This window comes from Microbacterium sp. KNMS, from assembly GCF_053851835.1.
In genome coordinates, this window is sequence record NZ_JBSQBP010000014.1 from 1 (window position 1) to 22,652 (window position 22,652).

The window sequence follows — 22,652 nt, forward strand, 5'->3', positions numbered from 1 at the left end:
GGAAGTCATACCGCGACGAGACCGCCCCCGACCTCGCCAGCTGCGCCCGCGCGACCTCCCCCGCCTCAGCCAGCGCCCGCGCCTCCATCGCCGCCGCCTGCGCCTGAAGCACCCGCGCCTGGCGCGCCCGCTCCACCGCCGAACGCGTCACCGCGACCTCCGCCGGAGTGGGCTCCCAGCCCACCCCCGCATCCTCCCGCGGCATCGTCCTCGACATACCCCCACACTACCCACCGCATCGGACATTACACCGAACAATCCCAAACTGTGGATAACTCGCGATCGAATCTATGACCGATGCAATACGGCGCGCATCTGGATCCGACGACCGAGCTGGTCCAGCCCGAGCCGCTGCTCCGTGGCCACGAGACCTCGCTCGAACGCCGTCGTCGGCTGCTCCTCGATGAACCCGCACCTCGCGTAGAACGGCGCGTTCCAGGGCACCTCCGCGAAGGTCCGCAGGGTCATGGATGCGTGTCCGCGCCGCCGCGCCTCGTCCTTCACGGCATCGACGAGGCGACGCCCGATCCCCTGACGACCGAAGGCGGGCAGCACCGACAGCTGCTCGAGATGCGCGGCTCCGTCCACCTCGAGCACATGCGCGAACCCGACGAGCGCGTCACCCTCCGCGACCAGGAGGAACCCGGGCTGCGCAGCCCGATCGGCCCCGGCCGGCGCCGGATCCCACCGCTCCGGGGCGAGCAGGTCGACGAGCAGGCGATCCGCCTCGTTCTCGATCCGCTCGACGTCGGCGAGATCCTGCGGAGCGACGGGGCGGATGCGGATGGCCATGGCGTCGAGCCTACAAACCGGCTCGTAGACTCGCAGGGTGACCGTCCTCCTCGCCGTGCTGCTCCTCGTCAACGCCGTCTTCAACGTCGTGGTGTGGCCGCGCTTCTGGAAGCGGGTGACAGCGGACCCCCGTGCACGCGATGAGCAGGGCCGCAGGACGGCCTTCTACACCGTGCACGCCGTGCTCATCGGCGCCGCCCTCGTGCTCGCGGCCGCCTCCGCGGTCGCCGGCGTCTGGGCGCTCGTCGCCTGACTCAGGCGGGTGCGCGACCTCGCCGCCGCCCGACGGACCGCCTAGGGTGAGCCCATGGACGATGATCGCCTGCGTCGCAAGTACCCCGTCTCCGCCATCGGCGGCGGGTTCGACGCCGTCTGGCGCCCCAGCGCGCACGAAGCGGATCAGGCGTGGCGCTCTCCAGATCGTGCCCGTCCCCGCGCCCTCTCCGGACAAGGGGCCGGGCGTCATCGACTTCGACGACGGCACCGTCACGATCGAGATCGACGAGTGACCGAGACGAGGAAAGGCCCCGCCGAAGCGGGGCCTTTCCTCGTGGACGAGACGACTTACTTGGAGCCGCCGAAGCCCTTGAAGCGCTGGTTGAACTTCTCGACGCGGCCGGCCGAGTCCATGATGCGCTGCTTGCCCGTGTAGAACGGGTGCGACGCCGACGAGATCTCCACGTCGATGACGGGGTACTCGACGCCGTCGAGCTCGATCGTCTTGTCGCTCGTGGCGGTCGAACGGGTGAGGAAGGTCTCGCCCGAGCCGAGGTCACGGAAAACGACCGGCTGGTACGTCGGGTGGATGTCAGTCTTCATGGTTGTCCTTGCGGGATCGATTCGATCGGATGAGAAAGTCTGCGGGCGCAGAAGCACCAAAGCCCAAGCTTATCAGACGTCGGACGCGGACACCGCGCGAGCCGCGTACCGTCCGTCCTGCTCGGCGACCGTGATGTCGAGACCGAACGTCGCGGTGAGGTTCTCGGCCGTGAGCGTGTCGCGGATCGGGCCCGCGGCCACCGCCTTGCCGTCGCGCAGCAGGAGCACGTGCGTGAAGCCGACGGGGATCTCCTCGACGTGGTGCGTCACCATGATCATCGCCGGCGTCCCGGGAGCGGCCGCGTAGCCGCTGAGGAGCTCGAGGAGGACCTCGCGCGCTCCGAGGTCGAGGCTCGCCGTGGGCTCATCCAGGAGGAGCAGCTCGGGGTCGGTCATGATCGCGCGGGCGATCTGCACGCGCTTCTGCTCCCCGTCGCTGAGCGTGCCGAACTCGCGGTCGGCGAGGTGGTCGAGCCTCCACTCGGCGAGCACGCGCAGGGCGCGGCGCTCGTCGATCCCCTCGTACTCCTCGTTCCACCGGCCGGTGACCGAGTACGCCGCCGTGAGCACCGTGTTCAGCACGGTCTCCTCCGCGGGGATCCGCTTGGCGAGCGCGCTCGAGGCGAAGCCGATGCGCGGACGCAGCTCGAAGACATCCGTGCGCCCGAGGCGCTCGTCGAGGATGTCGACGGTGCCGGAGGTCGGGTGCAGGTACGCGTCGGCCATCTGCAGGAGCGTGGTCTTGCCGGCGCCGTTGGGGCCGAGGACGACCCAGCGTTCGTCGTCGTTGACGGTCCAGCTGATGCCGTCGACGATGTTGCGACCACTGCGGCGCACCACGACGCCGTCGAACGAGAGCACGGGGAGCATGCCTCCAGCCTACCGAGGCGCTCGGGTCGGCTCGTCCGTGGCGCGCCCGCTACCCTCGTTGATCGTGACCCGCTTTCTCGTCGTCCTCGATGCCGATTCCACGCTCATCCGCAATGAGGTGATCGAGCTGATCGCCGACGAGGCCGGTCGCGGCCCCGAGGTCGCGGCGGCCACCGAGGCCGCGATGCGGGGCGAGGTCGACTTCTCCGAGAGCCTGCGGTCGCGCGTGAAGGCGCTCGCCGGCGTGCCGGTCGGATCCTTCGCGCGCGTGCTCGCGCGCATCGAGCCGACACCGGGAGTGTGCGAGCTCGTCGCCGCCGTGCACGAGCGGGGCGGGATGGTCGGGGTCGTCTCGGGCGGGTTCCACGAGATCCTCGACACCGTCGCACCCGACCTGGGCGTCGATGTCTGGCGCGCGAACCGGCTGCGAGCCGAGAACGGCGTGCTCACGGGCGAGGTCGACGGCGCGATCGTCGACGCCGACGCGAAGGCGGCGTCGCTGCGCGCCTGGGCGGAGGAGCACGACGTGCCCCTCCGCCGCACGATCGCGATCGGCGACGGCGCGAACGACCTCCGGATGATCGCGGCCGCCGGGCTCGGCATCGCCTTCAACGCGAAGCCGGCGGTGCGTCAGGCGGCGCCCCTCGCCATCGGTCCGGTCGACCTGTGCGAGGTCATCCCGCTGCTGCCGTGACGAGCGGGCTCAGTGCCCCATGCCGAGTCCGCCGTCGACCGGGATGACGGCGCCGGAGATGTACGACGCGGCGTCCGACGCGAGCCAGGCCGTCACGCCCGCGACCTCGTCGGCGCTTCCGTAGCGGCCGAGCGGGATGGCCTTGCGGTACTCGGCCTGCGTCTCCTCGGGGAGCTCGGCGGTCATGTCGGTCTCGATGAATCCCGGGGCGACGACGTTCGAGGTGATCCCGCGGGCGCCGAGCTCGCGTGTGAGCGAGCGCGCGAAGCCGACGAGGGCGCTCTTGGACGACGCGTAGTTCACCTGGCCGGCCGAGCCGTACAGCCCGACGACGCTCGAGATGAGGATGACGCGCCCGAAGCGGGCCCGGATCATCCCCTTGAGCGCGCGCTTGACGACGCGGAACGACCCGCCGAGGTTCGTGCCCACGACCGCGTCGAAGTCCTCCTCGCTCATCCGCAGCATGAGCGTGTCCTTCGTGATGCCGGCGTTCGCGACGAGGATCTCGACGTTGCCGAGCTTCTCCTCGACCTCGGTGAACGCGGCGTCGAGCGATGCGGAGTCGGTCACGTCGGCGCGGACCGTGAGCGCGCCCTCCGGGCCCTCGCCGCTGCGCGCCGTGACGGCGACCCGGTACCCCTCCGACACGAAGCGCTCGGCGATGGCGCGGCCGATGCCGCGGTTGCCGCCGGTGACGAGGACGACGCGATCAGTGGTCACAGCTGGACTCCCGGTGTTCTGGGCCGATGGAACCGGACCAGCTTATGCGGGCCGCGCTCCCGCCGTCTCACGGCCCGCGCGCGGCGGCGCGAAGTAGGCTGAGAGCACCGTGAAGATCCGCAAGCCGCAGCCGCAGTCGGCGACCTCCCTCGATCGCGCTCCCCGCGATGACGAGTCGCACCGCATGCGCACCTACCTCCTGACGATGGGCGTGCGCACGCTCTGCCTCGTCCTCATGGTGGTCGTCGTGCCCTACGGCTGGTACACGTTCCTCTTCGCCATCGGCGCCGTCGTGCTCCCCTACATCGCAGTCGTGATCGCGAACGCCGCTCAGGCCGGCCGCGTCGCGCATGCGCAGGCGCCCGAGCAGCAGGCGCTCCCCGCGGCTTCGACGCCTTCCGAGGCGCCCGGGAGCCCCGGCGTCTTCCGGATCTCCGAGAGCGGCCGATCGGATGGCGCGGCTCGCGCCGACGAGGACGAGGACGGCCGCGCGTGATCGGATTCGGCGGCGGGTTCGACGAGCCCGTGTGCTCGCGCGCCGGGTGCCGCGAGAGCGCGACCTGGAGCATCCTCTGGCGCAATCCGAAGATCCACGCGGCCGACCGCCGGAAGACCTGGCTCGCGTGCGACGCGCACGTCGATTTCCTGCGGGACTTCCTCGCGAGCCGTGACTTCCCCCTCGAGGTCGTCGAGGGCGTCGGGACGGGAGAGCCCTCGTGATCCGCTCGCGGCTCGGCCGGTGGGGCGTGTACGTCCTCATCGCCATCCTCTTCGCGGTCGCCTGCGCGTTCCTGTCGCAGTGGCAGTTCGACCGCAACGAGCAGCGGTCCGCGGCGAACGCGCTCATCGAGCGGAACTACGACGCGCCGACGGCCCCGCTCGACGAGGTCCTCCCGCCCGGCGAGGGCTTCGACCCGGCCGACGAGTGGCGGCCGGTCGTCCTCACCGGCGAGTACCTCGCCGACGAGCAGCTCCTCGTCCGCAACCGCGCCCAGGGCGGGACGAGCGCGTTCGAGGTGCTCGTGCCGTTCGCCGTGGACGACGGGCGGATCCTCGTCGTGGACCGGGGCTGGCTCCCGCCCGGAGAGGGGGCCCTGCCCGACGCCGTCCCGGCCCCGCCCGCGGGGGAGGTCGAGGTGACCGTGCGCCTCAAGCCGGGCGAGCCGCTCCCCTCCTCCGGCCGCAGCGCGCCCGAGGGGCAGCTCCCGACCATCCACCTCCCGTCCGTCGCGGAGCTCGCGGGCGACGCCACGATCGTCGACGCCTACGGGCTCATGGTCTCGGAGGATCCGGCGCCCGCGACGCGCCCGCACGCGCTCGAGGCGCCCGAGATCGACCCGGGGCCGCACCTGTCGTACGCGATCCAGTGGATCCTCTTCGCGATCATGGGGTTCGTGTTCATCGGCTACATGATCCGCACCGAGGTCCGCGCACGGCGTGAAGACGCGCTCGGCGACGAGGACGACGACGATCCGACGCCCCCTCGCCGCGTGCGACGACGCGATCGCGACGCCGACGAGGAAGACGCCCTCATCGACGGCCGCTGACCGGCCCGCTATGCGAGCGCGTCGAGAAGGGCGCGGTTGAACGCGTCGAGGTCGCCGGGGTTGCGCGACGTGATGAGGTTGCCGTCGACGACGACCTCCTCGTCGACCCAGTCCGCTCCCGCGTTGCGCAGGTCGTGCTCGAGCGATGCGTACGACGTGAGACGCCGGCCATCCGCGCTGTCTCCCTGGACGAGGATCCACGGCGCATGGCAGATCGCGGCGACAGGCCGGCCCGATGCGAGGAACTCCCGGACGAACGAGACGGCATCTGCGTCGAGGCGCAGGCTGTCGGCGTTGAGCGTTCCGCCGGGCAGGACGAGGGCATCGTAGTCGTCCGGCCGCGCGTCGGAGACGGGGACGTCGACGTCGAACACGTCACCGTGCTCCCAATCGTCCTGCATCGCCTGCAGCGTGGGCGTCGACGGCGAGACGAGGACAGTCGTCGCACCGGCGCCGTCGAGCGCCTGGCGCGGGCTGGTCAGCTCGACCTGCTCGACCCCCTTGGTGAGGAGGAACGCGACCTTCTTGCCGGAGACGGGCATGCGGAGATCCTTTCGTCGGGGTCGGATGAGTCCATCCCACGACGATCCCGACCTCAGACGCAACGCCTCGCGGATCAGCGCTCTCGCGCGTTACACTCCCGCCCTACGCGAGGGTGATGAGGTCGAGGTAGCTCTTGTTCCAGATGTCCTCGACGCCATCGGGCAGCAGCAGGACGCGCTCGGGGTTCAGCGCCTCGACCGCGCCCTCGTCATGCGACACGAGCACGACGGCGCCCTCGTAGTGCGCGAGCGCTCCGAGGATCTCATCGCGCGACGCGGGGTCGAGGTTGTTGGTGGGCTCGTCGAGAAGCAGCACATTCGCAGACGACACGACGAGCGTCGCGAGCGAGAGTCGCGTCTTCTCGCCGCCCGAGAGCACTCCGGCGGGCTTGTGCACGTCATCGCCGGTGAACAGGAACGACCCGAGCACCTTGCGCGCCTCGGTCTCGTTGAGGTTCGGAGCCGCCGAGACCATGTTCTCGAGCACCGACCGCTTGACGTCGAGGTTCTCGTGCTCCTGCGCGTAGTAGCCGATCTTCAGGCCGTGTCCGGGCTCGATGCGACCCGTGTCGCTCTTGTCGACGCCCGCGAGGATGCGCAGGAGCGTCGTCTTGCCGGCGCCGTTGAGACCGAGCACGACGACCTTCGAGCCGCGGTCGATCGCGAGGTCGACGCCCGCGAAGATCTCGAGTGCGCCGTACGACTTCGACAGGCTCGACGCCATGAGCGGCGTCTTGCCGCAGGGCGCGGGCTTCGGGAAGCGGAGCTTGGCGACCCGGTCCTCCTGGCGCACCTCCTCGAGACCCGCGAGGAGCTTCTCGGCCCGTGCGACCATCTGGTGCGCGGCCGCGGCCTTCGACGCCTTCGCCCCGAAGCGGGCCGCCTGCTGCTGCAGCACCGACGCCTTCTTCTCGGCGTTCGCGCGCTCCTTCTTGCGGCGCTCCTCGTCGGCGACCCGCTGGCGCTGGTAGTGCTTCCAGCCCATGTTGTAGATGTCGATGACCTGGCGGTTCGCGTCGAGGTAGAAGACCCGGTTGACGGTCTCCCCGACGAGCTCGACGTCGTGGCTGATGACGATCAGCCCGCCCTTGTAGGTCTTGAGGAACTCGCGCAGCCAGATGACGCTGTCGGCGTCGAGGTGGTTCGTCGGCTCGTCGAGGATCATCGTCTCGGCGTCGGAGAACAGGATGCGCGCGAGCTCGATGCGACGCCGCTGACCGCCTGACAGCGTCTTGAGGGGCTGATCGAGGATCCGGTCGGGAAGCGACAGGTTGTGCGCGATCGACGCGGCCTCCGCCTCGGCGGCGTATCCGCCCAGCGCCTCGAACCGCTCCATGAGGCGCGCATAGCGCTTCATCGCCTTCTCGGCGACAGCGGCGTCGTCATCCGCCATCCGCTCCGACGACTCGCGGATGCCCGCGGCCAGGTCGCCGAGGTCGCGCGCGTTGAGGATGCGCGTGCGCGCGGTCTCCTCGGGGTCGCCGGAGCGCGGGTCCTGCGGCAGGTAGCCGATCTCGCCCGACTTCGTGACCGTGCCGTCGGAGGGGATGAGATCGCCGGCGAGCACCTTCGTCAGGGTCGTCTTGCCCGCCCCGTTGCGGCCGACGAGCCCGACCTTGTCGCCGGGGCCGACGCGGAAGTCCACTCCCGACATGAGGAGTCGGGCTCCGACGCGGATCTCGAGGTCGTGCACGGCGAGCACAGCGGCACCAGTTTCTCTCCGGGGGTTCTGCGGCCGAACGGCCAGCCTCCCAGTATAGGCGGGGGCGCCGCTCGGCCGCCTGGGAGGGGCGCCTACGCGAAGTAGAGGTCGTGGTGGAGGCGGCAGCGCTCGTTGAAGGCCCCGCCGCAGCGCGCGCACGTCGAGGCCGAGAGGTACTCCGCGATGGTCGACGTCTCGCCGCAGCGGCCGCACAGGAGCGCGCGCTCACCCGCGGCATCCGCTGGCCACACCTCGCCCGGATGGTCGGCCGCCTCCTCATGGCAGGAGTGGCACGGATACCAGCGACCGCAACATGGGAAGCGGATGGCGAGGACGTCGCGCGGTCCGTGCCAGTGCGCGCACCGCGTCTGAGCGTCGACGACCGCGCCGTGGACGAGGTGCTCCCCCACGCGCAAGGGCATCACGCGACCCCGCGGGCGGTCAGCGCGTCGGCCACGCCGTCGGCGTGGCGCAGCGACATCACGAGCAGCGGCAGCACGGCCCGGAAGCCGAGCCTCACGCCTCGCGCGCGCTGCGCCTCGCGGATGCGCCGTGCGAAGTCGGCCACGACGGGCACGAGCGCGATCGTGAGGGAGAGCGTGAACGCGATCCGCCACGGATCCGCGCCGAACCGCGAGAGCGGTCGCAGGAGGCGCTCGAGTGCGGCGAGGAGCTCGTCCGTGCGGGTCGTGAGCGTGAGGAGCGCCGCGAGGAGCACGACCGACGCGACGCGCACGGTGTTGACGAGCGCCGGCGTCGGCCCGAGGAACACGAGCTGCGTCACCGCCATGAAGGCGACGATCCACCGCAGCGCCCAGACCTGCCGCAGCCATTCGCGCGGCCCGAAGCCGCCGAGGGCGAAGAGCCCGATGACGAGGACCAGCGCGGCGACCGCGGTGAGGGGCGTGTGCGGCCACAGCGAGATCGCCAGCGCGAGCGCGGCCATGACCGCGAGCTTCGCGCCCGCGGGCATCCGATGGATGACGCTGCCGCCGGGCCGGTACAGCGAGATCACGCGCGCTCCCCCGCGAACTCCGCTCGGTAGCGTGCGATCACGCCGTCAGGCTCGCCGACCTCGATCAGGCGGCCGTGCGCGAACCGGAGCGCGATGTCGCACCGCGCAGCGAGCTCGAGGTCGTGCGTGACGATCACGGTCTGCGCGACGACCCCGTCGATGAGGATGTCCGCGATGCGACGCGCGTTGCCGAGGTCGAGCAGGGTCGTCGGCTCGTCGGCGATGATCAGGCGCGGGCGGCGGATGAGCACCGAGACGAGCGCGAGCAGCTGCTTCTGGCCGCCGGACAGGCTGTAGGCGGGCTGGTCGGCGTGCGCGTCGAGTCCGTGCCGCTCGAGCTCGCGGGCGACGGCCGCGGCGACCTCGCCGCGCGAGAGCCCGCTCCCCTTGAGCGAGAGGGCGACGTCCTCGGCCGGAGTGGGCATGAGGATCTGCGCGTCGGGGTCGGTGAACACGAATCCCACGGCCTCGCGCAGCCGCTTCGGCTCGCGCACGACGTCGATGCCGTGGACCGAGACGACGCCCGACGTCGGCGCGACGAGGCCGTCGAGCACCCGAGCGAACGTCGACTTGCCCGAGCCGTTCGCCCCGATCACCGCGATCCGGCGCTGCGGCAGCTCGACGGAGACGTCCTGCAGGATGCGCGCGCCGCCGACCTCGACCGACACGCGATCGAGGCGGATGACCCCGCGCGCGTCACTCACCGGCGGCCTGCAGGGCGGGCTGCGGCGTGCGCCGAGGGAACGCGACGGGATAGGCGCGGTGCAGCGCGACCGCGAGCACCGTCGCGACGGCGGCCTTGATGAGATCGCCCGGCAGGAACACGGCGCTCGCGACGAGAGCATCGCCGAGGGGCAGGCCCATCACGAGGGCCTGCACCGGCACGCCGATCGCGTAGATCACGCCGATCCCGCCGACGACGGCGCCGACGGCCACCCGCCACCACGCGAAGCGACGGCCCGCGTGCGCGATGAGCCCGACGACCGCAGCGCCCGGGATCCAGCCGAGCAGATACCCCGCCGTGGGGCCGACGAAGACGCCGAGCCCGCCGCGCCCGCCGGCGAGGACCGGGAGCCCCACCGCAGTCAGCACGACGACCACGAGCACCGCGGCGGCCGCGTTCCGCCATCCGAGCACCGCGCCGGCGAGCATCACGCCCAGCGTCTGCGCCGTGATCGGCACGCCGACCGGGCCCGGGATCGGGCCGACCAGGCCGAGGGCGATGATGAGAGCGGCGAACACGGCGATGCGCGCGATGTCGCGGCCCTCGAAACGGCTCGTCACGGTCATGGGGGTCTCCTGTCGGCGGGGAACGCGTCCTGAACAGCGTTCACATGAACGGCGTTCAGTATACTCATGGGCATGGCCGACGCGACGACAGCCCGCAACGATCGCGCCGGCATCGTCGAGGCCGCCCTGCGCATCCTCGACACCCACGGACTGGGCGATCTCACCATGCGGCGGCTCGCGGCCGAGCTCGACGTGCGCGCCAGCGCGCTCTACTGGCACTTCGACAGCAAGCAGGTGCTCCTCGCCGCGCTCGCGGATCGCATCGTGCGGGCGGCGGAGGTCGACGACGACGCCTCACCGGCCGAGGTCGCGCTCGCCCTCCGCGACGCGCTTCTCGCGCATCGCGACGGCGCCGAGGTCGTGCTGAGCACGCAGGCGCTCGCGCTCGGCGAGGACGCCCCCCGCCGACGGCTCGCCGAGGCGCTCGCCCGGACGCTCCCGCAGGACGACGCCGACCGCGGGGCCGCCATCCTGCTTCCGTTCGTCCTCGGGCACGCGTCGCTCGTGCAGCAGCGGCTGCAGGCCGCCGAGCTGGGTGTCGTGCCGGGTGACGGCGCCGACGCAGCGGATGCCGACTTCCGGCACGGCGTCGCGGTGATCCTCGCGGGTCTCGGCGCCGGCTGAGCGCGCTCAGACCTCGCGCGCGTGGCCCAAGCGCAGCCCGGGGACGAGCGCGGCCAGCGCGAGCAGGAGCCCGATGCCGAAGACCGCGGCGAACGCGCCCGACGCGCCGGCGAGCGCCGTGAAGGCGAGCCCCATGACCGCCATCGTCGCCGACGCCCCCACCGAGTCGCTGATCTGCAGCGCCGAGGAGTTGAACCCCTGGTTGCGAGCCGACGAGTAGGCGATCGTGAGCACGGTGAGCCGAGGGTAGACGAGGCCCATGCCGAGTCCCGCGAAGCCCCAGAAGCCGATCGGCACCCAGGCCGGCAGGCCGAGCGCGGCCGTGAGCATGCACGCGGTGAGGGCGACCGCGAGCAGGGCGGCGCCCAGCAGCGCGATGCGGCGGTTCCCCATCCGATCTCCGAATCGCCCCGACACCTCCGCCGATGCAGCCCAGGTGAGCGCCGCGACGGTGAGACCGGCCCCCGCCGTCGTCGGAGAGAACCCGAAGCGGTCGATGAGCAGGTACGGCACGTAGATCTCGGCGCCGAAGAGCGCGCCCGCGATGAGCCCGCGCATCACGATGACGCTCGGCAGTCCGCGTGCGAGCCGGATCGTCCGCGCCGGCAGGAGCGGCAGGATGGACGCCGCGACGACGACGAGCGATGCGGCCGCCGCGAGCCAGCCGAGCGCCCCCTCGATCTCGCCGGAGAGGCTGAGCGCGAGGGCTCCGACCGCGACGACGACCGCGAACAGGAGGCGTCGCGCGATGCCGCCCATGTGGGGCTCCTCCGGCGACGTGCGAAGGCCCCGCAGGCTGGGCGCGATCATCGCGAAGGCGGCGACGGTGAGGATCGCGATCCCCGCGAAGACCCACCGCCAGTGGAGATACTGGGTCACGGCGCCCGCGAGCACCGGGCCGACGAGCGAGGGGACGATCCACGCGGCCGAGAACGCCGCCATGACCCGACCCTGCACCTGCGCGGGGAAGACGCGTGCGACGACGACGTAGAGCGCGACGACCTGGCCTCCCGAGCCGAGTCCCATGATGAGCCGCCCGACGACGAGCGTCGTCATGTCTCCCGCGAGCGCGTCGATCGCAAGGCCCGCGACGAAGAACAGCGCGGCCGTGAAGAGCGGTGCGACGGGCCCCGTCCGATCCGACCACGCGCCGGCCGCGACCATCCCGATCACCGCGGTCGCGAACGTCCCCGAGAACGCGACAGCGTACAGGGCCTCGCCGTTCAGGTCGCTCGCCACGACCGGCATCACCGTGGTGACGGCGAGGGACTGGAGCGCGGCGAGGAAGATGAGCGCCACCGCGCCGAGCGTCGTGAGGAGGTACGGCCTCCGCCAGATGCTCGGCCCCGCGGTCGCGGGCACGACCGGAACCTGCCCCGACGCGGCGGCGCGGGGATCGACCCCGCTCACGACGCGATGAGCGCGCCGATGCGCCGGATGGCCGCCTCGAGGATCTCCGGTCCGGTGCCGTAGTTGATGCGCGCGAATCCCGCGCCCTCCGCGCCGAAGGACGGTCCGGGGTTGAGCGCGACCTTCGCGTCCTTGAGGATGCGCCGCGACGGGTCGTCGCCCCATCCGAGCGCGCCGAGGTCGACCCAGGCGAGGAAGCCGGCGTCGCCCGGCAGGTAGCGCGCGCCGGGCACGTGCTCCGCGAGCAGGTCCGCGAGCAGGGCGCGGTTGGCGTCGAGTCGCGCGATCAGGGCGTCGAGCCATCCGTCGCCGTCCTCGAACGCCGCGATCCCCGCGAGGATGCCGAACAGCCCCGTGCGCCACTCGACCTCCATGGGGATCCGGCTCACGACGGCGTGCGCGGCGTCGGAGGCCGTGACGAAATTCGCGCATTTGAGCCCCGCGAGGTTGAACGCCTTGCTCGCGCTCGTGAGGGCGATGCCGACCTCGGCCGCCGTCTCGCTCGCCGCGAGGAACGGCGTGTACTCCGCGCCGGGCAGCACGAGCGGCGCGTGGATCTCATCGCTGATCACCCACGCGCCGTGGCGCGCGGCGATCTCGGCCAGCTCCGCGAGCGCCTCGCGCGCGTGCACCGTGCCGGTCGGATTGTGCGGGTTGCAGAGCAGGATGGCCTTCGCGCCGGCCGCGAACGCCGCGTCGATGCCGTCGAGGTCGAGCTGCCAGCCGGCGTCGGTGCGAACCAGGGGGACGCGGATGGCCTCGGTGGCGGACTCCTCGTGCACCGCGAAGAAGGGCGGGTAGACCGGCGGCGTGACGATGACGCCCTCGCCGGCGCCGGCCACCGCGCGGATGGCCTCGGCGACGCCCATCATGACGTCGCACGTCGTGCGCACGCGCGCGGGGTCGACCTCCCAGCCGTAGCGGCGGCTCGCGAAGCCCGCGAACGCCTCCGGATAGCGCGTGCGCGGGGGCACGTACCCCGTGTCGCCGCGCTCGACCGCCGCGCTGAGCGCCTGCGAGATGGCCGGGGCGAGCGGGAAGTCCGTCTCGGCCACGAAGAGCGGCAGGACGTCGGCGGGGTACGTCGCCCACTTCGTGCTCGTTCGGGTGCGCAGGGTCTCCAGGGGCAGGGCGTCGAGCGGCGTGGTCACCCTTCGAGCCTAGACGCGGAACGACCCGGAGCCGCGGCTCCGGGTCGTTCCGTGTCGGTCGGTCTCAGATCGCGAATCCGAGGGCGCGCATCATGTCGCGCCCGTCGTCGGTGATCCGCTCGGGACCCCACGGCGGCATCCACACCCAGTTGATGCGGAAGCGGTCGACCACGCCGTCGAGGGCCTGGGCCGTCTGCTCCTCGAGCACGTCGGTCAGCGGGCACCCGGCGCTCGTGAGCGTCATGTGGATGACGAGCGCGTCGTTCTCGTCGTCCCACGCGAGGTCGTAGATGAGCCCGAGGTCGACGACGTTGACGCCGAGCTCGGGGTCCATGACCTCCTTGAGGGCCTCGATGACCTCGTCGTACTTCTCCGGGGTGAGGGTCGCGGACATGTCGCGAGCCTACGCCTCGATCGGCTCGCCGGGGGCGAAGTACCGGTCGTAGCCCTCGTTCTCGAGGCGCTCGGCGAGCTCCGGCCCGCCCTCCTCGACGACCTGGCCCTTGACCATGACGTGCACGAAGTCCGGCTTGATGTAGCGGAGGATGCGCGTGTAGTGCGTGATGAGGAGGACGCCGAGGCCGGTGTTCTCCTTGGCGCGGTTCACGCCCTCCGAGACGATCTTGAGCGCGTCGACGTCGAGCCCCGAGTCGGTCTCGTCGAGGATGGCCAGCTGCGGCTTGAGGAGCTCGAGCTGGAGGATCTCGTGGCGCTTCTTCTCGCCGCCCGAGAAGCCCTCGTTGACGTTGCGCTGCGCGAACCTGTCGTCCATCCGGAGGTTCTTCATGCCCTCCTTGACCTGCTTGGTCCACGTGCGGATCGCCGGCGCCTCGCCGTCGAGCGCGGTCTTGGCGGTGCGGAGGAAGTTCGTCACCGTCACGCCGGGGATCTCGACCGGGTACTGCATCGCGAGGAACAGGCCGGCGCGGGCGCGCTCGTCGACCGACATCTCGAGGACGTCCTCGCCGTCGAGCGTGATCGAGCCGGAGGTCACGGTGTACTTCGGGTGACCGGCGATGGTCGACGCGAGGGTCGACTTGCCCGAGCCGTTGGGGCCCATGATCGCGTGGGTCTCGCCCGTCTTCACGGTGAGGTTGACGCCGTTGAGGATGGGCGTCGTACCCTCATCGGTCTCGACCGTCACGTGCAGGTCGCGGATCTCGAGGACTGCCATTTCAGATTTCCTTCTTCACATTCGGGTCGATGAGCACGTCGTCGCCGTCGATCTGGACGACGTAGACCGGGACGGGCTCGTAAGCGGGGAGGTTCAGGGGCTTGCCCGTGCGGAGCGAGAAGGCCGAGCCGTGGGCCCAGCACTCGAGCGAATCGCCCTCGACGAAGCCCTCGGACAGCGAGATGTCGCCGTGCGTGCAGACGTCGCCGATCGCGTGCACCTCGTCGTTCGAGTCGCGCACGACCGCGATCGGCACGCCGTCGACGACGACCCGCAACGCGGTGTCGGGCTCGAGCTCGCTGAACGAGCACACACGGGACGCGGTCATGCCGCGGCCCCGTCTGCGAGCTCCTTCTCGATCGCGGCGACGAGCTCGTCCTGCAGGCCCGGCACGTCGATCTTCTGCGCGATCTCGTTCAGGAAGCCGAGGACGACGAGGCGGCGCGCCTCGGCCTCGGTGATGCCGCGCGCCTGGAGGTAGAACAGCTGCTCGTCATCGAATCGACCGGTCGCGGATGCGTGGCCGGCGCCCTTGATGTCGCCGGTCTGGATCTCGAGGTTCGGGATCGAGTCCGCGCGCGCGCCGTTCGTGAGGATGAGGTTGCGGTTCGCCTCGTAGGAGTCGGTCCCGGTCGCGTCGGGCCCGATGAGCACGTCGCCGATCCAGACCGAGCGGGCCGTGAGGCCCTGCAGCGCGCCCTTGTAGAGCACGTCGCCGGTCGTCTCCGGGCCCTTGTGGAAGAGGTAGACCTGGCTCTCGAGGTGCTGGCCGTCGTCGGCGAACGCGAGGCCGTAGACCTCGCCGTTCGCGCCCTGGCCGGCGAGCTCGACGTTCGGGTTCACCCGGACGACGCCGCCGCCGAAGCTCACGACGACGTGGCGGAGCGTCGCGTCGCGGTCGACGCGTGCCTGGTGGGCAGCGGCGTGCACGGCCGAGTCGTCCCACTGCTGCACCGAGACGACCGTGAGCTGGGCGCCGTCGCGCACGAGGATCTCGACGTTCTGCGCGTACTGGGCCGTGCCCGTGTGCCGCAGCACGACGGTGGCCTTCGACAGCTCGAGCGCCTCGATCACGATGTGCGCGTCGGCGCGGCGGTCAGCGCCCTGGCCGTCGACGAGGACGACGATCGGCTCGGCGACCTCCTCCTCGCGCGGGACGCGGATGTGCAGCGCCTCGGCAGCCCCCTGCCAGGCCACGGCAGCCGGCAGGTCCTCGGGCTCGAAGAACTCGCCGCGCGGCGCGGCGCCTGCGGCGAGGGGTGCCGCGGCATACTGGCCGCCCGAGACGAAGGTCGTGGTCACGCCGTCGTTCGCGTCGGCGACCGCGAAGAGCGGCGCGATGCGGTCGACCGGCGTGTGCTTCCAGTTGACCTCGCGGCCCGTGGGCGTGCCGAAGTCTGCCGGCTCGTACGAGCGGAGCCGCTCCGAGCGCGTCTGGACGGGGACGACGGCGTCGTCGCGGAGAGCCGCGGCCGGGTCCACGTGAGCGTGCGTGTCCTGCGCCGTCTGCTCCGGCGCCTGCGTCGGGGTCGTCATCTAGCCGACCGATCCTTCCATGCCCATCTCGATGAGCTTGTTGAGCTCCAGTGCGTACTCCATGGGCAGCTCGCGCGCGATCGGCTCGATGAACCCGCGCACGATCATGGCCATCGCCTCGTCCTCGGGGAGGCCGCGGCTCATGAGGTAGAACAGCTGCTCCTCGCTGACCTTCGAGACGGTCGCCTCGTGGCCGAGCTGCACGTCGTCGACGCGGATGTCGATCGCCGGGTACGTGTCGCTGCGCGAGATCGTGTCGACCAGGAGCGCGTCGCAGCGCACCGTGTTCGCCGAGTGGTGCGCGTTCGCGTCGACGCGCACCTCGCCGCGGTAGCCGGCGCGGCCGCCGCCGCGGGCGATCGACTTCGAGACGATCGACGACTGCGTGTACGGCGCCATGTGGATCATCTTCGCGCCGGCGTCCTGGTGCTGGCCGGGGCCCGCGAAGGCGACCGAGAGGGTCTCGCCCTTGGCGCGCTCGCCCATGAGGAAGATCGACGGGTACTTCATCGTCACCTTGGAGCCGATGTTGCCGTCGATCCACTCCATCGTCGCGCCCTCGTGCGCGATCGCGCGCTTGGTGACGAGGTTGTAGACGTTGTTCGACCAGTTCTGGATCGTCGTGTAGCGCACGCGGGCGTTCTTCTTCACGATGATCTCGACGACCGCCGAGTGCAGCGAGTCGCTCTTGTAGATGGGAGCCGTGCAGCCCTCGATGTAGTGGACGTAGGAGTCCTCGTCCGCGATGATGAGCGTCCGCTCGAACTGGCCCATGTTCTCCGTGTTGATGCGGAAGTAGGCCTGGAGCGGGATCTCGACGTGGACGCCCTTGGGCACGTAGACGAACGAGCCGCCCGACCAGACGGCCGTGTTCAGCGCGGCGAACTTGTTGTCGCCGGCCGGGATGACCGTGCCGAAGTACTCCTCGAAGAACTCGGGGTGCTCGCGCAGCGCGGTGTCGGTGTCCATGAAGATGACGCCCTGCGCCTCCAGGTCCTCGCGGATCTGGTGGTACACGACCTCCGACTCGTACTGAGCCGCGACGCCCGCGACGAGGCGCTGGCGCTCGGCCTCGGGGATGCCGAGGCGCTCGTACGTGTTCTTGATGTCCTCGGGGAGGTCCTCCCAGGACTGCGCCTGCTTCTCGGTGGAGCGGACGAAGTACTTGATGTTGTCGAAGTCGATCTCGCTGAGGTCGGCGCCCCACGTCGGCATCGGCTTGCGTCCGAAGAGCTGGAGGCCCTTGAGACGGTTCTTGAGCATCCATTCCGGCTCGCTCTTGAGGGCCGAGATGTCGCGCACGACGGCCTCGCTGAGGCCGCGCCTGGCGCTCGCGCCAGCCGCGTCGGCATCGTGCCATCCGAACTCGTACACCCCCAGACCTTCGAGCTCGGGGCGGTCGATCAGCACATCAGACATGACGCTTCACACTCTCCTCAGGGGTCTCGCAGCGGTGTCATCCGCCCCGGTCGCTCGGAGCGGAGCGGCCGTCTGTGGGACCCGGCTTCCGGCGCGATCGCTCGCGCCTACACTGTTAGTGGATGCGCTGAGCGCACGCGCCCGCATCCTCAGTCACCCACGATTCTACAGGTTCCGCCTCGTTCGGCGCCGTTCGCGCCGGACGCTCAGGCGAACCGCAGGAGGCGCCTCGCCATGCCCGCCGACACCGCACCATCCGACGCCGCCGACCTGCGCACGCGGTTCGTCTCCTGGCTTCCGACCGCGGTCGACGCGCGCGTGCGCGTCGCGGCCTGGCTGTCGTTCATCGCCGAGACGGTCATCATCGGCACGGGCGGCGCCGTGCGCCTCACGGGGTCGGGCCTGGGCTGCTCGGAGTGGCCGCTGTGCACGCCGGAGTCGCTCGTTCCCACCCCGGAGATGGGCGTGCACGGACTCATCGAGTTCGGCAACCGCACGATGACGGGCGTCGTCGGGCTCGTCGCCCTCGCCGTGCTCGTGCTCGTGTGGCGGATGCGCGCCGAGCGCCGCGATCTGTTCGCGCTCGCGGCGATCGTGCTCGGCGGCATCGTCGCGCAGGCCGTGGTCGGCGGCATCACCGTGTGGACGGGGCTGAACCCCTTCATCGTCGGCTTCCACTACGCCGCATCGCTCACCCTCGTGTGCCTGACCGCGGCGTTCCTCGTCCGCGCGCACGACGCACCGGGACCGCGCAGCCTCGCGGTCCCCCGCTGGTACCTGATCCTCACGCACGTCACGTCCCTTGTGCTCGCGGTGACCATCCTCTTCGGCGTCCTGACGACCGGCTCCGGCCCGCACTCGGGCGACGCCGAGGTGATCCGCCGCGGGTTCGACGCGACGGTCCTCGCCCACGTGCACTCCTGGCCCGGCTACATCCTGCTCGGGCTCGTCGTCGTGCTCCTCGCGGCCGCCTGGACGCTCCGCCTGCCGACGCGCCGCTGGATGGCCGTGCTGCTGCTCGCGATCGGCGTGCAGATCCTCGTGGGCGTGATCCAGGCGAGGAACGGCCTGCCCGAGCTGCTCGTCGGCATCCACATGGTGCTCGCCGCGCTGTCGGCCGCGACGTTCACGGTGGTCGTGCTGCGGATGAAGACCCCCGCTGCGCTCCCCCGCGACTAGTCGCTCGTCGCGGTGGCGACGAGGATGCCGCGGGCCAGCGAGTGGAAATGACGCTGGAAGCCGAGGATCGACGGCGTCGCGTCCGACGTGATGTCGAGGTGCTCGACGTCGAGGGCGTCCACGACGAAGAAGTAGCGGTGGACCCCCGTGCCTGGAGGCGGCCCCGCGCCGATGTAGCCGGGGACCCCCGCCTCGTTGCGCAGGGTGATGCCGGGCGTGCGCCCCGCCTCGCCCGTCGCGAACGACGTCACGTCGGCGGGCACGTCGTAGACCGCCCAGTGCCAGTAGCCGGCGCCCGTGGGCGCATCCGGGTCGAAGCACGACACGGCGTTCGACCGCGTTCCCTCCGGCGCGCCCGACCAGCTGAGCTGGGGCGACGTGTCGGAGCCGCCGCCGGCGGATCCCCACTGCGCGAGAGGCAGCGGCTGCCCCTCGGCGATGTCGGTGCTCGTGAGCGCGAGCGGCGCGAAGCTGCGCAGCGTCGCGAGCTCGGCGTACGGATCGTATGAGAACACAGGACTCCTTCCGATCGGCGTCGCGTCCAGACTAGCGAGAGCGCCGCTGCTCCTCCGCGAGCATCACGAGGATGCCGCTCGGGCCGCGCAGGTAGGTCAGGCGGTAGACCCCCTGGTAGTCCGCGACGCCGCGCAGCGGGCGACAGCCGTGCCGGGCGGCGATCTCGAGCGCCGCATCGAGGTCGTCGACCGAGAACGCGACGCGGTGCATCCCGATCTCGTTCGGGAGGGTCGGCTCCGTCTCGAGCGCATCGGGGTGGAGGTACTCGAAGAGCTCGAGCCGTCCGCTCCCATCCGGCGTCTCGAGCATCGCGATCCGCGCGTGGTTGCCGTCGAGTCCCACCGCCGTGTCCGCCCATTCGCCGCTCACCTCGTCGCGCCCGATGACGGCGAGGCCGAGATCGCGGAAGAACGCGATCGCCTCCTCGATGTCGCGGACGGCGATGCCGACGTTCTCCATCCTGATGCCCATGGGCGGCACGATAGGCCCGCGAGCGCGCGACCACCAGCGCCGCGGTTCACAGAGGACGCATAGCCCGCGCATCGACGGCGCCCTGGCCGGGTCGCGAGGGTGGACCCCGCGCCGAGATGCGGCGCACAGAGGAGGATCATGACTCACCCCGCCCGTCTCACCCGCAGCGCCGCGTACTGGACGCTCGTGCTCGCATCCGTGCTCGCGATCGCGGGCGGCCTCGCGCTGTCCCTGCCCCGCATCGGCACCATGGAGGAGATGCTCCTGAACGGCACGGCGACCGGCGTGGAGGTGTACGTCGGCCAGGCCTGGATCACCCTCGCTGCGGGGCTCGTGGGCGCGGGCGCCGTCGGGCTGATCCTCGCGCTCGCCCTCGCTGCCGCGAAGGCCCTCGTCGCGCCGCGCGCCGCCGAAGCGCAGGCCCCGGCGGCGTCCGCCGACGACGCGCCCCTCGACGACGCGCCCGCCGACGATGAGCCAGCCGACGATGAGCCAGCCGCGCACGTGCACACCGCGCCGGCCGTCTCGGAGCCCGCGGAGATCCGCTGAGGGCGCAGGTCGGGTGCCGGGGCGGCTCAGGCCTCTCCGGCTCCCGACCGGTCGCGGCGCAGTCGCGACCCCATGTCGATGAGGGCGACAGCGAACGCGACCGCGACGAAGAGCGCGACCGACATGAGCCCGATCGCGTAGGCGTCGTGGTACACCTCGAGCGCCGGCTTCTCGGCCGTCTCGCGGTAGATCGTCGCGTAGAAGAGCGAGAGACCGACCGCCGTGCCGATCGCGGTGCCGACGCGCTGTCCGAGCTGCCCGATCGATCCGGCGACGCCCCCCTGCACGGGCGGGATCTCGGCGAGAGTGAGCGTCTGGTTGGGCGAGATGACCATGCCGCCGCCGAGGCCGCCCACGACCATCACCGCGGCCATCGCCCACGGCGTGGCAGAGGGCGGGATGAACAGCGCGGTCACGGCGAGCCCGACGACCGTCGCGAGCACGAGGACGAGGCCGACGACGACCACGGGGCGCCCGAAGTGCCCGACGAGCTGACCGCCGAACCACGACGAGACGGCGCTCGCGAGGGCGAACCCGATCGTGACCATGCCGGCGTGCAGCGCGGACACGCCGAGGCCGGTCTGCAGGAAGAGGGTCGTGAGCAGGAACAGGGCGGGCAGGCCCGTGAAGTACGCGGCCATGATGATCGTGCCGTTGCGGAACGACGACACGCGGAACAGGCGCAGCGTGATGAGGGGCGAGCCGCCCCTGCGCTCGTATCCGCGCTCCCACGCGACGAAGGCGGCCGCGAACAGCACGAAGACGACGAGCGTCCACCACCGCTCGGGGGCGTCGTCGGGCGAGCCCGTCGTGAAGAGGAAGGGCAGCATGAGCGCGACGACCGCGACGCCGAAGAGGAGCACGCCCACGGGGTCGAGCGAGACCGGGTCGCGGCTCGGCCTGCGCAGCTCCGGCAGCAGCCACAGGACGAGCCCGAAGGCGATCGCGAACAGGGGGACGTTCATCCAGAAGATCCATCGCCATCCGTCGGCCTCGCCGCCGACCGCGATGAGGAGGCCGCCGATCGTGGGGCCGAAGGCCGTGGCGAGGCCGATCATCGCGCCGAAGAGACCGAAGGCGGTGCCCCGCTCCCTGCCCGTGAACAGCTGCTGGATGGTGCCCATCACCTGCGGCATCTGGATGCCCGCGGCCACGCCCTGCAGGAGCCGCGCTGCCAGCAGCACCCAGATGTCGCCCGCGAGCGCGCACGCGGCGCTCGACAGCGTGAAGAGCACGAGGCCGATGAGCAGGAGCGACTTGCGTGACCGCTGGTCGCCGAGGCGACCCATCGGCACGAGCACGAGCCCGAACGCGAGGATGTATCCCGAGACGACGAGCTGGAGCTCGGTCGATCCGGCGCCGAAGGCCGTCTCGATCGCAGGGAGCGCGACGTTGACCTTCGAGATGTCGAGGATCGTGAAGCCCGACACGCTCACGCAGACCCAGAACGCCTCCCACCGGCGGCGGTCGGAGATCGGGATGGAGCGGGTCGGCGGCTGCGCGGGAGGGTTCGTCATCACTCAGAACGCTACCCCTGCGCGCGCCGGACGCGTCAGAACGGCAGCAGCGGGTCGACCGCGACGGCGACGAAGACGAGCGTGAGGTACGTGATCGACGCGTGGAAGACGCGCATCGGGCGCGGTCGGCTCTCGCCGTCCTGCTCGAGCACCGTGCGGTTGTAGAGCCGGTGCGACTCGTAGATGAACCAGCCGCCGAAGACGAGCGCCGACACCGAGTACACGAGGCCCATGCCGGCGACCGGGATCAGCAGGAGCGAGCACGCGACGGTCGCCCACGCGTAGAGGATGATCTGGAGGCCGACCTGGGACCCCGATCGCGTGGCCCCGAGCATCGGGACGTCGGTGTTCTCGTAGTCGACCGCGTACTTGATGGAGAGCGGCCAGTAGTGCGGCGGCGTCCACAGGAACACGAGCGCGAAGAGGATGAAGGGCGCCCAGTCCAGGCCGTTCGTGACGGCGGCCCAGCCGATGAGCACCGGGAAGCACCCGGCGATGCCGCCCCAGACGATGTTCTGCTCGGTGCGGCGCTTGAGGATCATCGTGTAGATCACGACGTAGAAGAAGATCGCGAACGCCGACAGCGACGCCGTCAGGAGATTCGTCGTCGCCAGGAACCAGACGGTCGAGACGATCGCGAGGGTCCACGCGAACACGAGCGCGCTGCGGGGCGAGATCTCCCCCGTCACGATCGGCCGGTTCTCGGTGCGCGCCATGTGCGCGTCGATGTCGCGGTCGATGTACATGTTGAACGCGGCCGCGGACCCGGCGCTCAGCGATCCGCCGATGACGGTCGCGAGCACGAGCCAGAGGTTCGGGACGCCGTCCGCGGCGAGGAACATGACCGGCACGGTCGACACGAGCAGCAGCTCGAGCACGCGCGGCTTCGTGAGCGCGACGTACGCGCGGATCTTCCGGCCGAGACGCTGACGCGAGGTCCGATCCGAATCGACGATCGTCGTGGACATGCGCTCACGTCTCCCCTCGGCTGGCACAGGCACATCCGATTCTAGGCCATCGGCGCGCCGCCCGGATCCTCCTCACACCCGTGCGGCCGGCGTCGTGAGACGCACGTCACCCGCGCGTCACAGCGCTCTGCCACACTCGGCGCAACC

31 protein-coding genes are annotated in these 22,652 nt (G+C 71.2%); 9 read left to right on the forward strand and 22 right to left on the reverse strand.

From position 1 onward, the window contains the following. On the reverse strand, window positions 1-217 hold a 217-nt coding region (locus tag ACWXWW_RS10005), incomplete at its 3' end, for a hypothetical protein (protein WP_455969795.1). Window positions 218-288: 71 nt separating this feature from the next. Continuing rightward, complete coding sequence (locus ACWXWW_RS10010) at window positions 289-792, reverse strand: GNAT family N-acetyltransferase (RefSeq protein WP_455969796.1); 504 nt, start codon at window positions 790-792, stop codon at window positions 289-291. A gap of 37 nt (window positions 793-829) precedes the next feature. Here ACWXWW_RS10010 and ACWXWW_RS10015 point away from each other — a divergent pair, with 37 nt between their 5' ends. Then, complete coding sequence (locus tag ACWXWW_RS10015) at window positions 830-1,045, forward strand: SCO4848 family membrane protein (RefSeq protein ID WP_271174076.1); 216 nt, start codon at window positions 830-832, stop codon at window positions 1,043-1,045. A 46-nt stretch (window positions 1,046-1,091) separates the two neighbouring features. Continuing rightward, window positions 1,092-1,301, forward strand: a complete 210-nt coding sequence (locus ACWXWW_RS10020) for a hypothetical protein (RefSeq protein ID WP_455969797.1) — start codon at window positions 1,092-1,094, stop codon at window positions 1,299-1,301. A 55-nt stretch (window positions 1,302-1,356) separates the two neighbouring features. On the opposite strand, the gene ACWXWW_RS10025 is transcribed toward ACWXWW_RS10020, so the two are convergent. Continuing rightward, complete coding sequence (locus ACWXWW_RS10025; RefSeq protein WP_271174074.1) at window positions 1,357-1,611, reverse strand: type B 50S ribosomal protein L31; 255 nt, start codon at window positions 1,609-1,611, stop codon at window positions 1,357-1,359. 72 nt (window positions 1,612-1,683) lie between these two features. Beyond that, entirely contained in the window at window positions 1,684-2,481 is a 798-nt protein-coding gene (locus ACWXWW_RS10030) for an ABC transporter ATP-binding protein (protein ID WP_282979847.1), read from the reverse strand. Window positions 2,482-2,539: 58 nt separating this feature from the next. On the opposite strand from ACWXWW_RS10030, the gene serB reads away from it, so the two are divergent. After that, the gene (gene serB / locus ACWXWW_RS10035) at window positions 2,540-3,175 is read left to right on the forward strand and encodes a phosphoserine phosphatase SerB (protein WP_455969798.1); all 636 of its coding nucleotides are present in this window, start codon (window positions 2,540-2,542) and stop codon (window positions 3,173-3,175) included. Between the two features lie 9 nt (window positions 3,176-3,184). On the opposite strand, the gene fabG is transcribed toward serB, so the two are convergent. Then, a complete protein-coding gene (fabG, locus tag ACWXWW_RS10040; protein ID WP_271174071.1) occupies window positions 3,185-3,895 on the reverse strand; it encodes a 3-oxoacyl-ACP reductase FabG in 711 nt (236 codons plus the stop codon). Window positions 3,896-4,004: 109 nt separating this feature from the next. On the opposite strand from fabG, the gene ACWXWW_RS10045 reads away from it, so the two are divergent. Genes ACWXWW_RS10045 through ACWXWW_RS10055 form a run of 3 tightly spaced genes read left to right on the forward strand, consistent with a single transcriptional unit; the run spans window position 4,005 to window position 5,442 of the window. Then, window positions 4,005-4,391 (forward strand): DUF3099 domain-containing protein, encoded by a 387-nt coding sequence (locus ACWXWW_RS10045; RefSeq protein ID WP_455969799.1) that lies wholly within the window; start codon window positions 4,005-4,007, stop codon window positions 4,389-4,391. Continuing rightward, window positions 4,388-4,615, forward strand: coding sequence for a hypothetical protein (locus ACWXWW_RS10050; RefSeq protein WP_282979843.1), 228 nt, complete (start codon window positions 4,388-4,390; stop codon window positions 4,613-4,615). Before ACWXWW_RS10045 ends, ACWXWW_RS10050 begins: the two co-directional genes overlap by 4 nt. Next, window positions 4,615-5,442, forward strand: coding sequence for an SURF1 family cytochrome oxidase biogenesis protein (locus ACWXWW_RS10055; RefSeq protein WP_455969853.1), 828 nt, complete (start codon window positions 4,615-4,617; stop codon window positions 5,440-5,442). Before ACWXWW_RS10050 ends, ACWXWW_RS10055 begins: the two co-directional genes overlap by 1 nt. Before the next feature lie 8 nt (window positions 5,443-5,450). On the opposite strand, the gene ACWXWW_RS10060 is transcribed toward ACWXWW_RS10055, so the two are convergent. The 6 genes from ACWXWW_RS10060 to ACWXWW_RS10085 form a co-directional block, all read right to left on the reverse strand. Next, window positions 5,451-5,984: a type 1 glutamine amidotransferase domain-containing protein gene (locus ACWXWW_RS10060; RefSeq protein ID WP_271174068.1), complete on the reverse strand. Its 534-nt coding sequence runs from the start codon at window positions 5,982-5,984 to the stop codon at window positions 5,451-5,453. 103 nt (window positions 5,985-6,087) lie between these two features. Next, window positions 6,088-7,686: an ABC-F family ATP-binding cassette domain-containing protein gene (locus ACWXWW_RS10065; RefSeq protein ID WP_282979842.1), complete on the reverse strand. Its 1,599-nt coding sequence runs from the start codon at window positions 7,684-7,686 to the stop codon at window positions 6,088-6,090. A 92-nt stretch (window positions 7,687-7,778) separates the two neighbouring features. Further along, window positions 7,779-8,108, reverse strand: a complete 330-nt coding sequence (locus ACWXWW_RS10070; RefSeq protein WP_455969800.1) for a CHY zinc finger protein — start codon at window positions 8,106-8,108, stop codon at window positions 7,779-7,781. Next, on the reverse strand, window positions 8,108-8,701 hold the full coding sequence (locus ACWXWW_RS10075) for an energy-coupling factor transporter transmembrane component T family protein (RefSeq protein ID WP_282979839.1): 594 nt from the start codon (window positions 8,699-8,701) through the stop codon (window positions 8,108-8,110). Before ACWXWW_RS10075 ends, ACWXWW_RS10070 begins: the two co-directional genes overlap by 1 nt. Continuing rightward, entirely contained in the window at window positions 8,698-9,405 is a 708-nt protein-coding gene (locus tag ACWXWW_RS10080) for an energy-coupling factor ABC transporter ATP-binding protein (protein ID WP_455969801.1), read from the reverse strand. Before ACWXWW_RS10080 ends, ACWXWW_RS10075 begins: the two co-directional genes overlap by 4 nt. Next, entirely contained in the window at window positions 9,398-9,991 is a 594-nt protein-coding gene (locus tag ACWXWW_RS10085; protein WP_282979836.1) for a biotin transporter BioY, read from the reverse strand. Before ACWXWW_RS10085 ends, ACWXWW_RS10080 begins: the two co-directional genes overlap by 8 nt. Window positions 9,992-10,063: 72 nt before the next feature. Here ACWXWW_RS10085 and ACWXWW_RS10090 point away from each other — a divergent pair, with 72 nt between their 5' ends. Further along, window positions 10,064-10,615: a TetR family transcriptional regulator gene (locus ACWXWW_RS10090; protein WP_282979835.1), complete on the forward strand. Its 552-nt coding sequence runs from the start codon at window positions 10,064-10,066 to the stop codon at window positions 10,613-10,615. 6 nt (window positions 10,616-10,621) lie between these two features. Here the strand turns inward: ACWXWW_RS10090 and ACWXWW_RS10095 are convergent, their stop codons facing one another. The 7 genes from ACWXWW_RS10095 to sufB all read right to left on the reverse strand — a co-directional run bounded on the left by ACWXWW_RS10095 (window position 10,622) and on the right by sufB (window position 17,305). Further along, on the reverse strand, window positions 10,622-12,025 hold the full coding sequence (locus ACWXWW_RS10095) for an MFS transporter (RefSeq protein WP_455969802.1): 1,404 nt from the start codon (window positions 12,023-12,025) through the stop codon (window positions 10,622-10,624). Beyond that, window positions 12,022-13,176, reverse strand: coding sequence for a MalY/PatB family protein (locus tag ACWXWW_RS10100; RefSeq protein ID WP_455969803.1), 1,155 nt, complete (start codon window positions 13,174-13,176; stop codon window positions 12,022-12,024). Before ACWXWW_RS10100 ends, ACWXWW_RS10095 begins: the two co-directional genes overlap by 4 nt. Window positions 13,177-13,240: 64 nt before the next feature. Then, window positions 13,241-13,570 (reverse strand): metal-sulfur cluster assembly factor, encoded by a 330-nt coding sequence (locus tag ACWXWW_RS10105; RefSeq protein WP_271174059.1) that lies wholly within the window; start codon window positions 13,568-13,570, stop codon window positions 13,241-13,243. A 9-nt stretch (window positions 13,571-13,579) separates the two neighbouring features. After that, window positions 13,580-14,350, reverse strand: coding sequence for a Fe-S cluster assembly ATPase SufC (gene sufC / locus ACWXWW_RS10110; RefSeq protein WP_271174058.1), 771 nt, complete (start codon window positions 14,348-14,350; stop codon window positions 13,580-13,582). Between the two features lies 1 nt (window position 14,351). Further along, entirely contained in the window at window positions 14,352-14,678 is a 327-nt protein-coding gene (locus ACWXWW_RS10115) for a non-heme iron oxygenase ferredoxin subunit (RefSeq protein WP_455969804.1), read from the reverse strand. After that, window positions 14,675-15,886 (reverse strand): Fe-S cluster assembly protein SufD, encoded by a 1,212-nt coding sequence (sufD, locus tag ACWXWW_RS10120; RefSeq protein WP_455969805.1) that lies wholly within the window; start codon window positions 15,884-15,886, stop codon window positions 14,675-14,677. Before sufD ends, ACWXWW_RS10115 begins: the two co-directional genes overlap by 4 nt. Further along, entirely contained in the window at window positions 15,887-17,305 is a 1,419-nt protein-coding gene (sufB, locus tag ACWXWW_RS10125; protein WP_271174055.1) for a Fe-S cluster assembly protein SufB, read from the reverse strand. A gap of 234 nt (window positions 17,306-17,539) precedes the next feature. Here sufB and ACWXWW_RS10130 point away from each other — a divergent pair, with 234 nt between their 5' ends. Next, a complete protein-coding gene (locus tag ACWXWW_RS10130) occupies window positions 17,540-18,484 on the forward strand; it encodes a COX15/CtaA family protein (protein ID WP_455969806.1) in 945 nt (314 codons plus the stop codon). On the opposite strand, the gene ACWXWW_RS10135 is transcribed toward ACWXWW_RS10130, so the two are convergent. Next, on the reverse strand, window positions 18,481-18,999 hold the full coding sequence (locus ACWXWW_RS10135; protein WP_455969807.1) for a YbhB/YbcL family Raf kinase inhibitor-like protein: 519 nt from the start codon (window positions 18,997-18,999) through the stop codon (window positions 18,481-18,483). The genes ACWXWW_RS10130 and ACWXWW_RS10135 overlap by 4 nt on opposite strands. A 31-nt stretch (window positions 19,000-19,030) precedes the next feature. Beyond that, entirely contained in the window at window positions 19,031-19,471 is a 441-nt protein-coding gene (locus ACWXWW_RS10140; RefSeq protein ID WP_455969808.1) for a VOC family protein, read from the reverse strand. 138 nt (window positions 19,472-19,609) lie between these two features. On the opposite strand from ACWXWW_RS10140, the gene ACWXWW_RS10145 reads away from it, so the two are divergent. Continuing rightward, window positions 19,610-20,020, forward strand: coding sequence for a dinucleotide-utilizing enzyme (locus tag ACWXWW_RS10145; RefSeq protein ID WP_455969809.1), 411 nt, complete (start codon window positions 19,610-19,612; stop codon window positions 20,018-20,020). 26 nt (window positions 20,021-20,046) lie between these two features. Here ACWXWW_RS10145 and ACWXWW_RS10150 read toward each other — a convergent pair whose 3' ends face one another. Next, complete coding sequence (locus ACWXWW_RS10150) at window positions 20,047-21,537, reverse strand: MFS transporter (RefSeq protein ID WP_455969810.1); 1,491 nt, start codon at window positions 21,535-21,537, stop codon at window positions 20,047-20,049. A 35-nt stretch (window positions 21,538-21,572) separates the two neighbouring features. Continuing rightward, entirely contained in the window at window positions 21,573-22,505 is a 933-nt protein-coding gene (locus ACWXWW_RS10155) for a heme o synthase (protein ID WP_455969811.1), read from the reverse strand. Window positions 22,506-22,652 lie beyond the last annotated feature (147 nt).

Bases quoted from the DNA above. Each gene is read 5' to 3' on its own strand.
- sufC (WP_271174058.1), bottom strand. From the start codon at position 14,350: ATGGCAGTCCTCGAGATCCGCGACCTGCACGTGACGGTCGAGACCGAT.
- ACWXWW_RS10105 (WP_271174059.1), bottom strand. From the start codon at position 13,570: ATGTCCGCGACCCTCACCCCGGAGAAGTACGACGAGGTCATCGAGGCC.
- ACWXWW_RS10140 (WP_455969808.1), bottom strand. From the start codon at position 19,471: ATGGGCATCAGGATGGAGAACGTCGGCATCGCCGTCCGCGACATCGAG.
- ACWXWW_RS10090 (WP_282979835.1), top strand. From the start codon at position 10,064: ATGGCCGACGCGACGACAGCCCGCAACGATCGCGCCGGCATCGTCGAG.
- ACWXWW_RS10025 (WP_271174074.1), bottom strand. From the start codon at position 1,611: ATGAAGACTGACATCCACCCGACGTACCAGCCGGTCGTTTTCCGTGAC.
- ACWXWW_RS10060 (WP_271174068.1), bottom strand. From the start codon at position 5,984: ATGCCCGTCTCCGGCAAGAAGGTCGCGTTCCTCCTCACCAAGGGGGTC.
- sufB (WP_271174055.1), bottom strand. From the start codon at position 17,305: ATGTCTGATGTGCTGATCGACCGCCCCGAGCTCGAAGGTCTGGGGGTG.
- ACWXWW_RS10085 (WP_282979836.1), bottom strand. From the start codon at position 9,991: ATGACCGTGACGAGCCGTTTCGAGGGCCGCGACATCGCGCGCATCGCC.
- ACWXWW_RS10155 (WP_455969811.1), bottom strand. From the start codon at position 22,505: ATGTCCACGACGATCGTCGATTCGGATCGGACCTCGCGTCAGCGTCTC.
- ACWXWW_RS10145 (WP_455969809.1), top strand. From the start codon at position 19,610: ATGACTCACCCCGCCCGTCTCACCCGCAGCGCCGCGTACTGGACGCTC.
- sufD (WP_455969805.1), bottom strand. From the start codon at position 15,886: ATGACGACCCCGACGCAGGCGCCGGAGCAGACGGCGCAGGACACGCAC.
- ACWXWW_RS10010 (WP_455969796.1), bottom strand. From the start codon at position 792: ATGGCCATCCGCATCCGCCCCGTCGCTCCGCAGGATCTCGCCGACGTC.
- ACWXWW_RS10130 (WP_455969806.1), top strand. From the start codon at position 17,540: ATGCCCGCCGACACCGCACCATCCGACGCCGCCGACCTGCGCACGCGG.
- ACWXWW_RS10115 (WP_455969804.1), bottom strand. From the start codon at position 14,678: ATGACCGCGTCCCGTGTGTGCTCGTTCAGCGAGCTCGAGCCCGACACC.
- ACWXWW_RS10030 (WP_282979847.1), bottom strand. From the start codon at position 2,481: ATGCTCCCCGTGCTCTCGTTCGACGGCGTCGTGGTGCGCCGCAGTGGT.
- ACWXWW_RS10070 (WP_455969800.1), bottom strand. From the start codon at position 8,108: ATGCCCTTGCGCGTGGGGGAGCACCTCGTCCACGGCGCGGTCGTCGAC.
- ACWXWW_RS10150 (WP_455969810.1), bottom strand. From the start codon at position 21,537: ATGACGAACCCTCCCGCGCAGCCGCCGACCCGCTCCATCCCGATCTCC.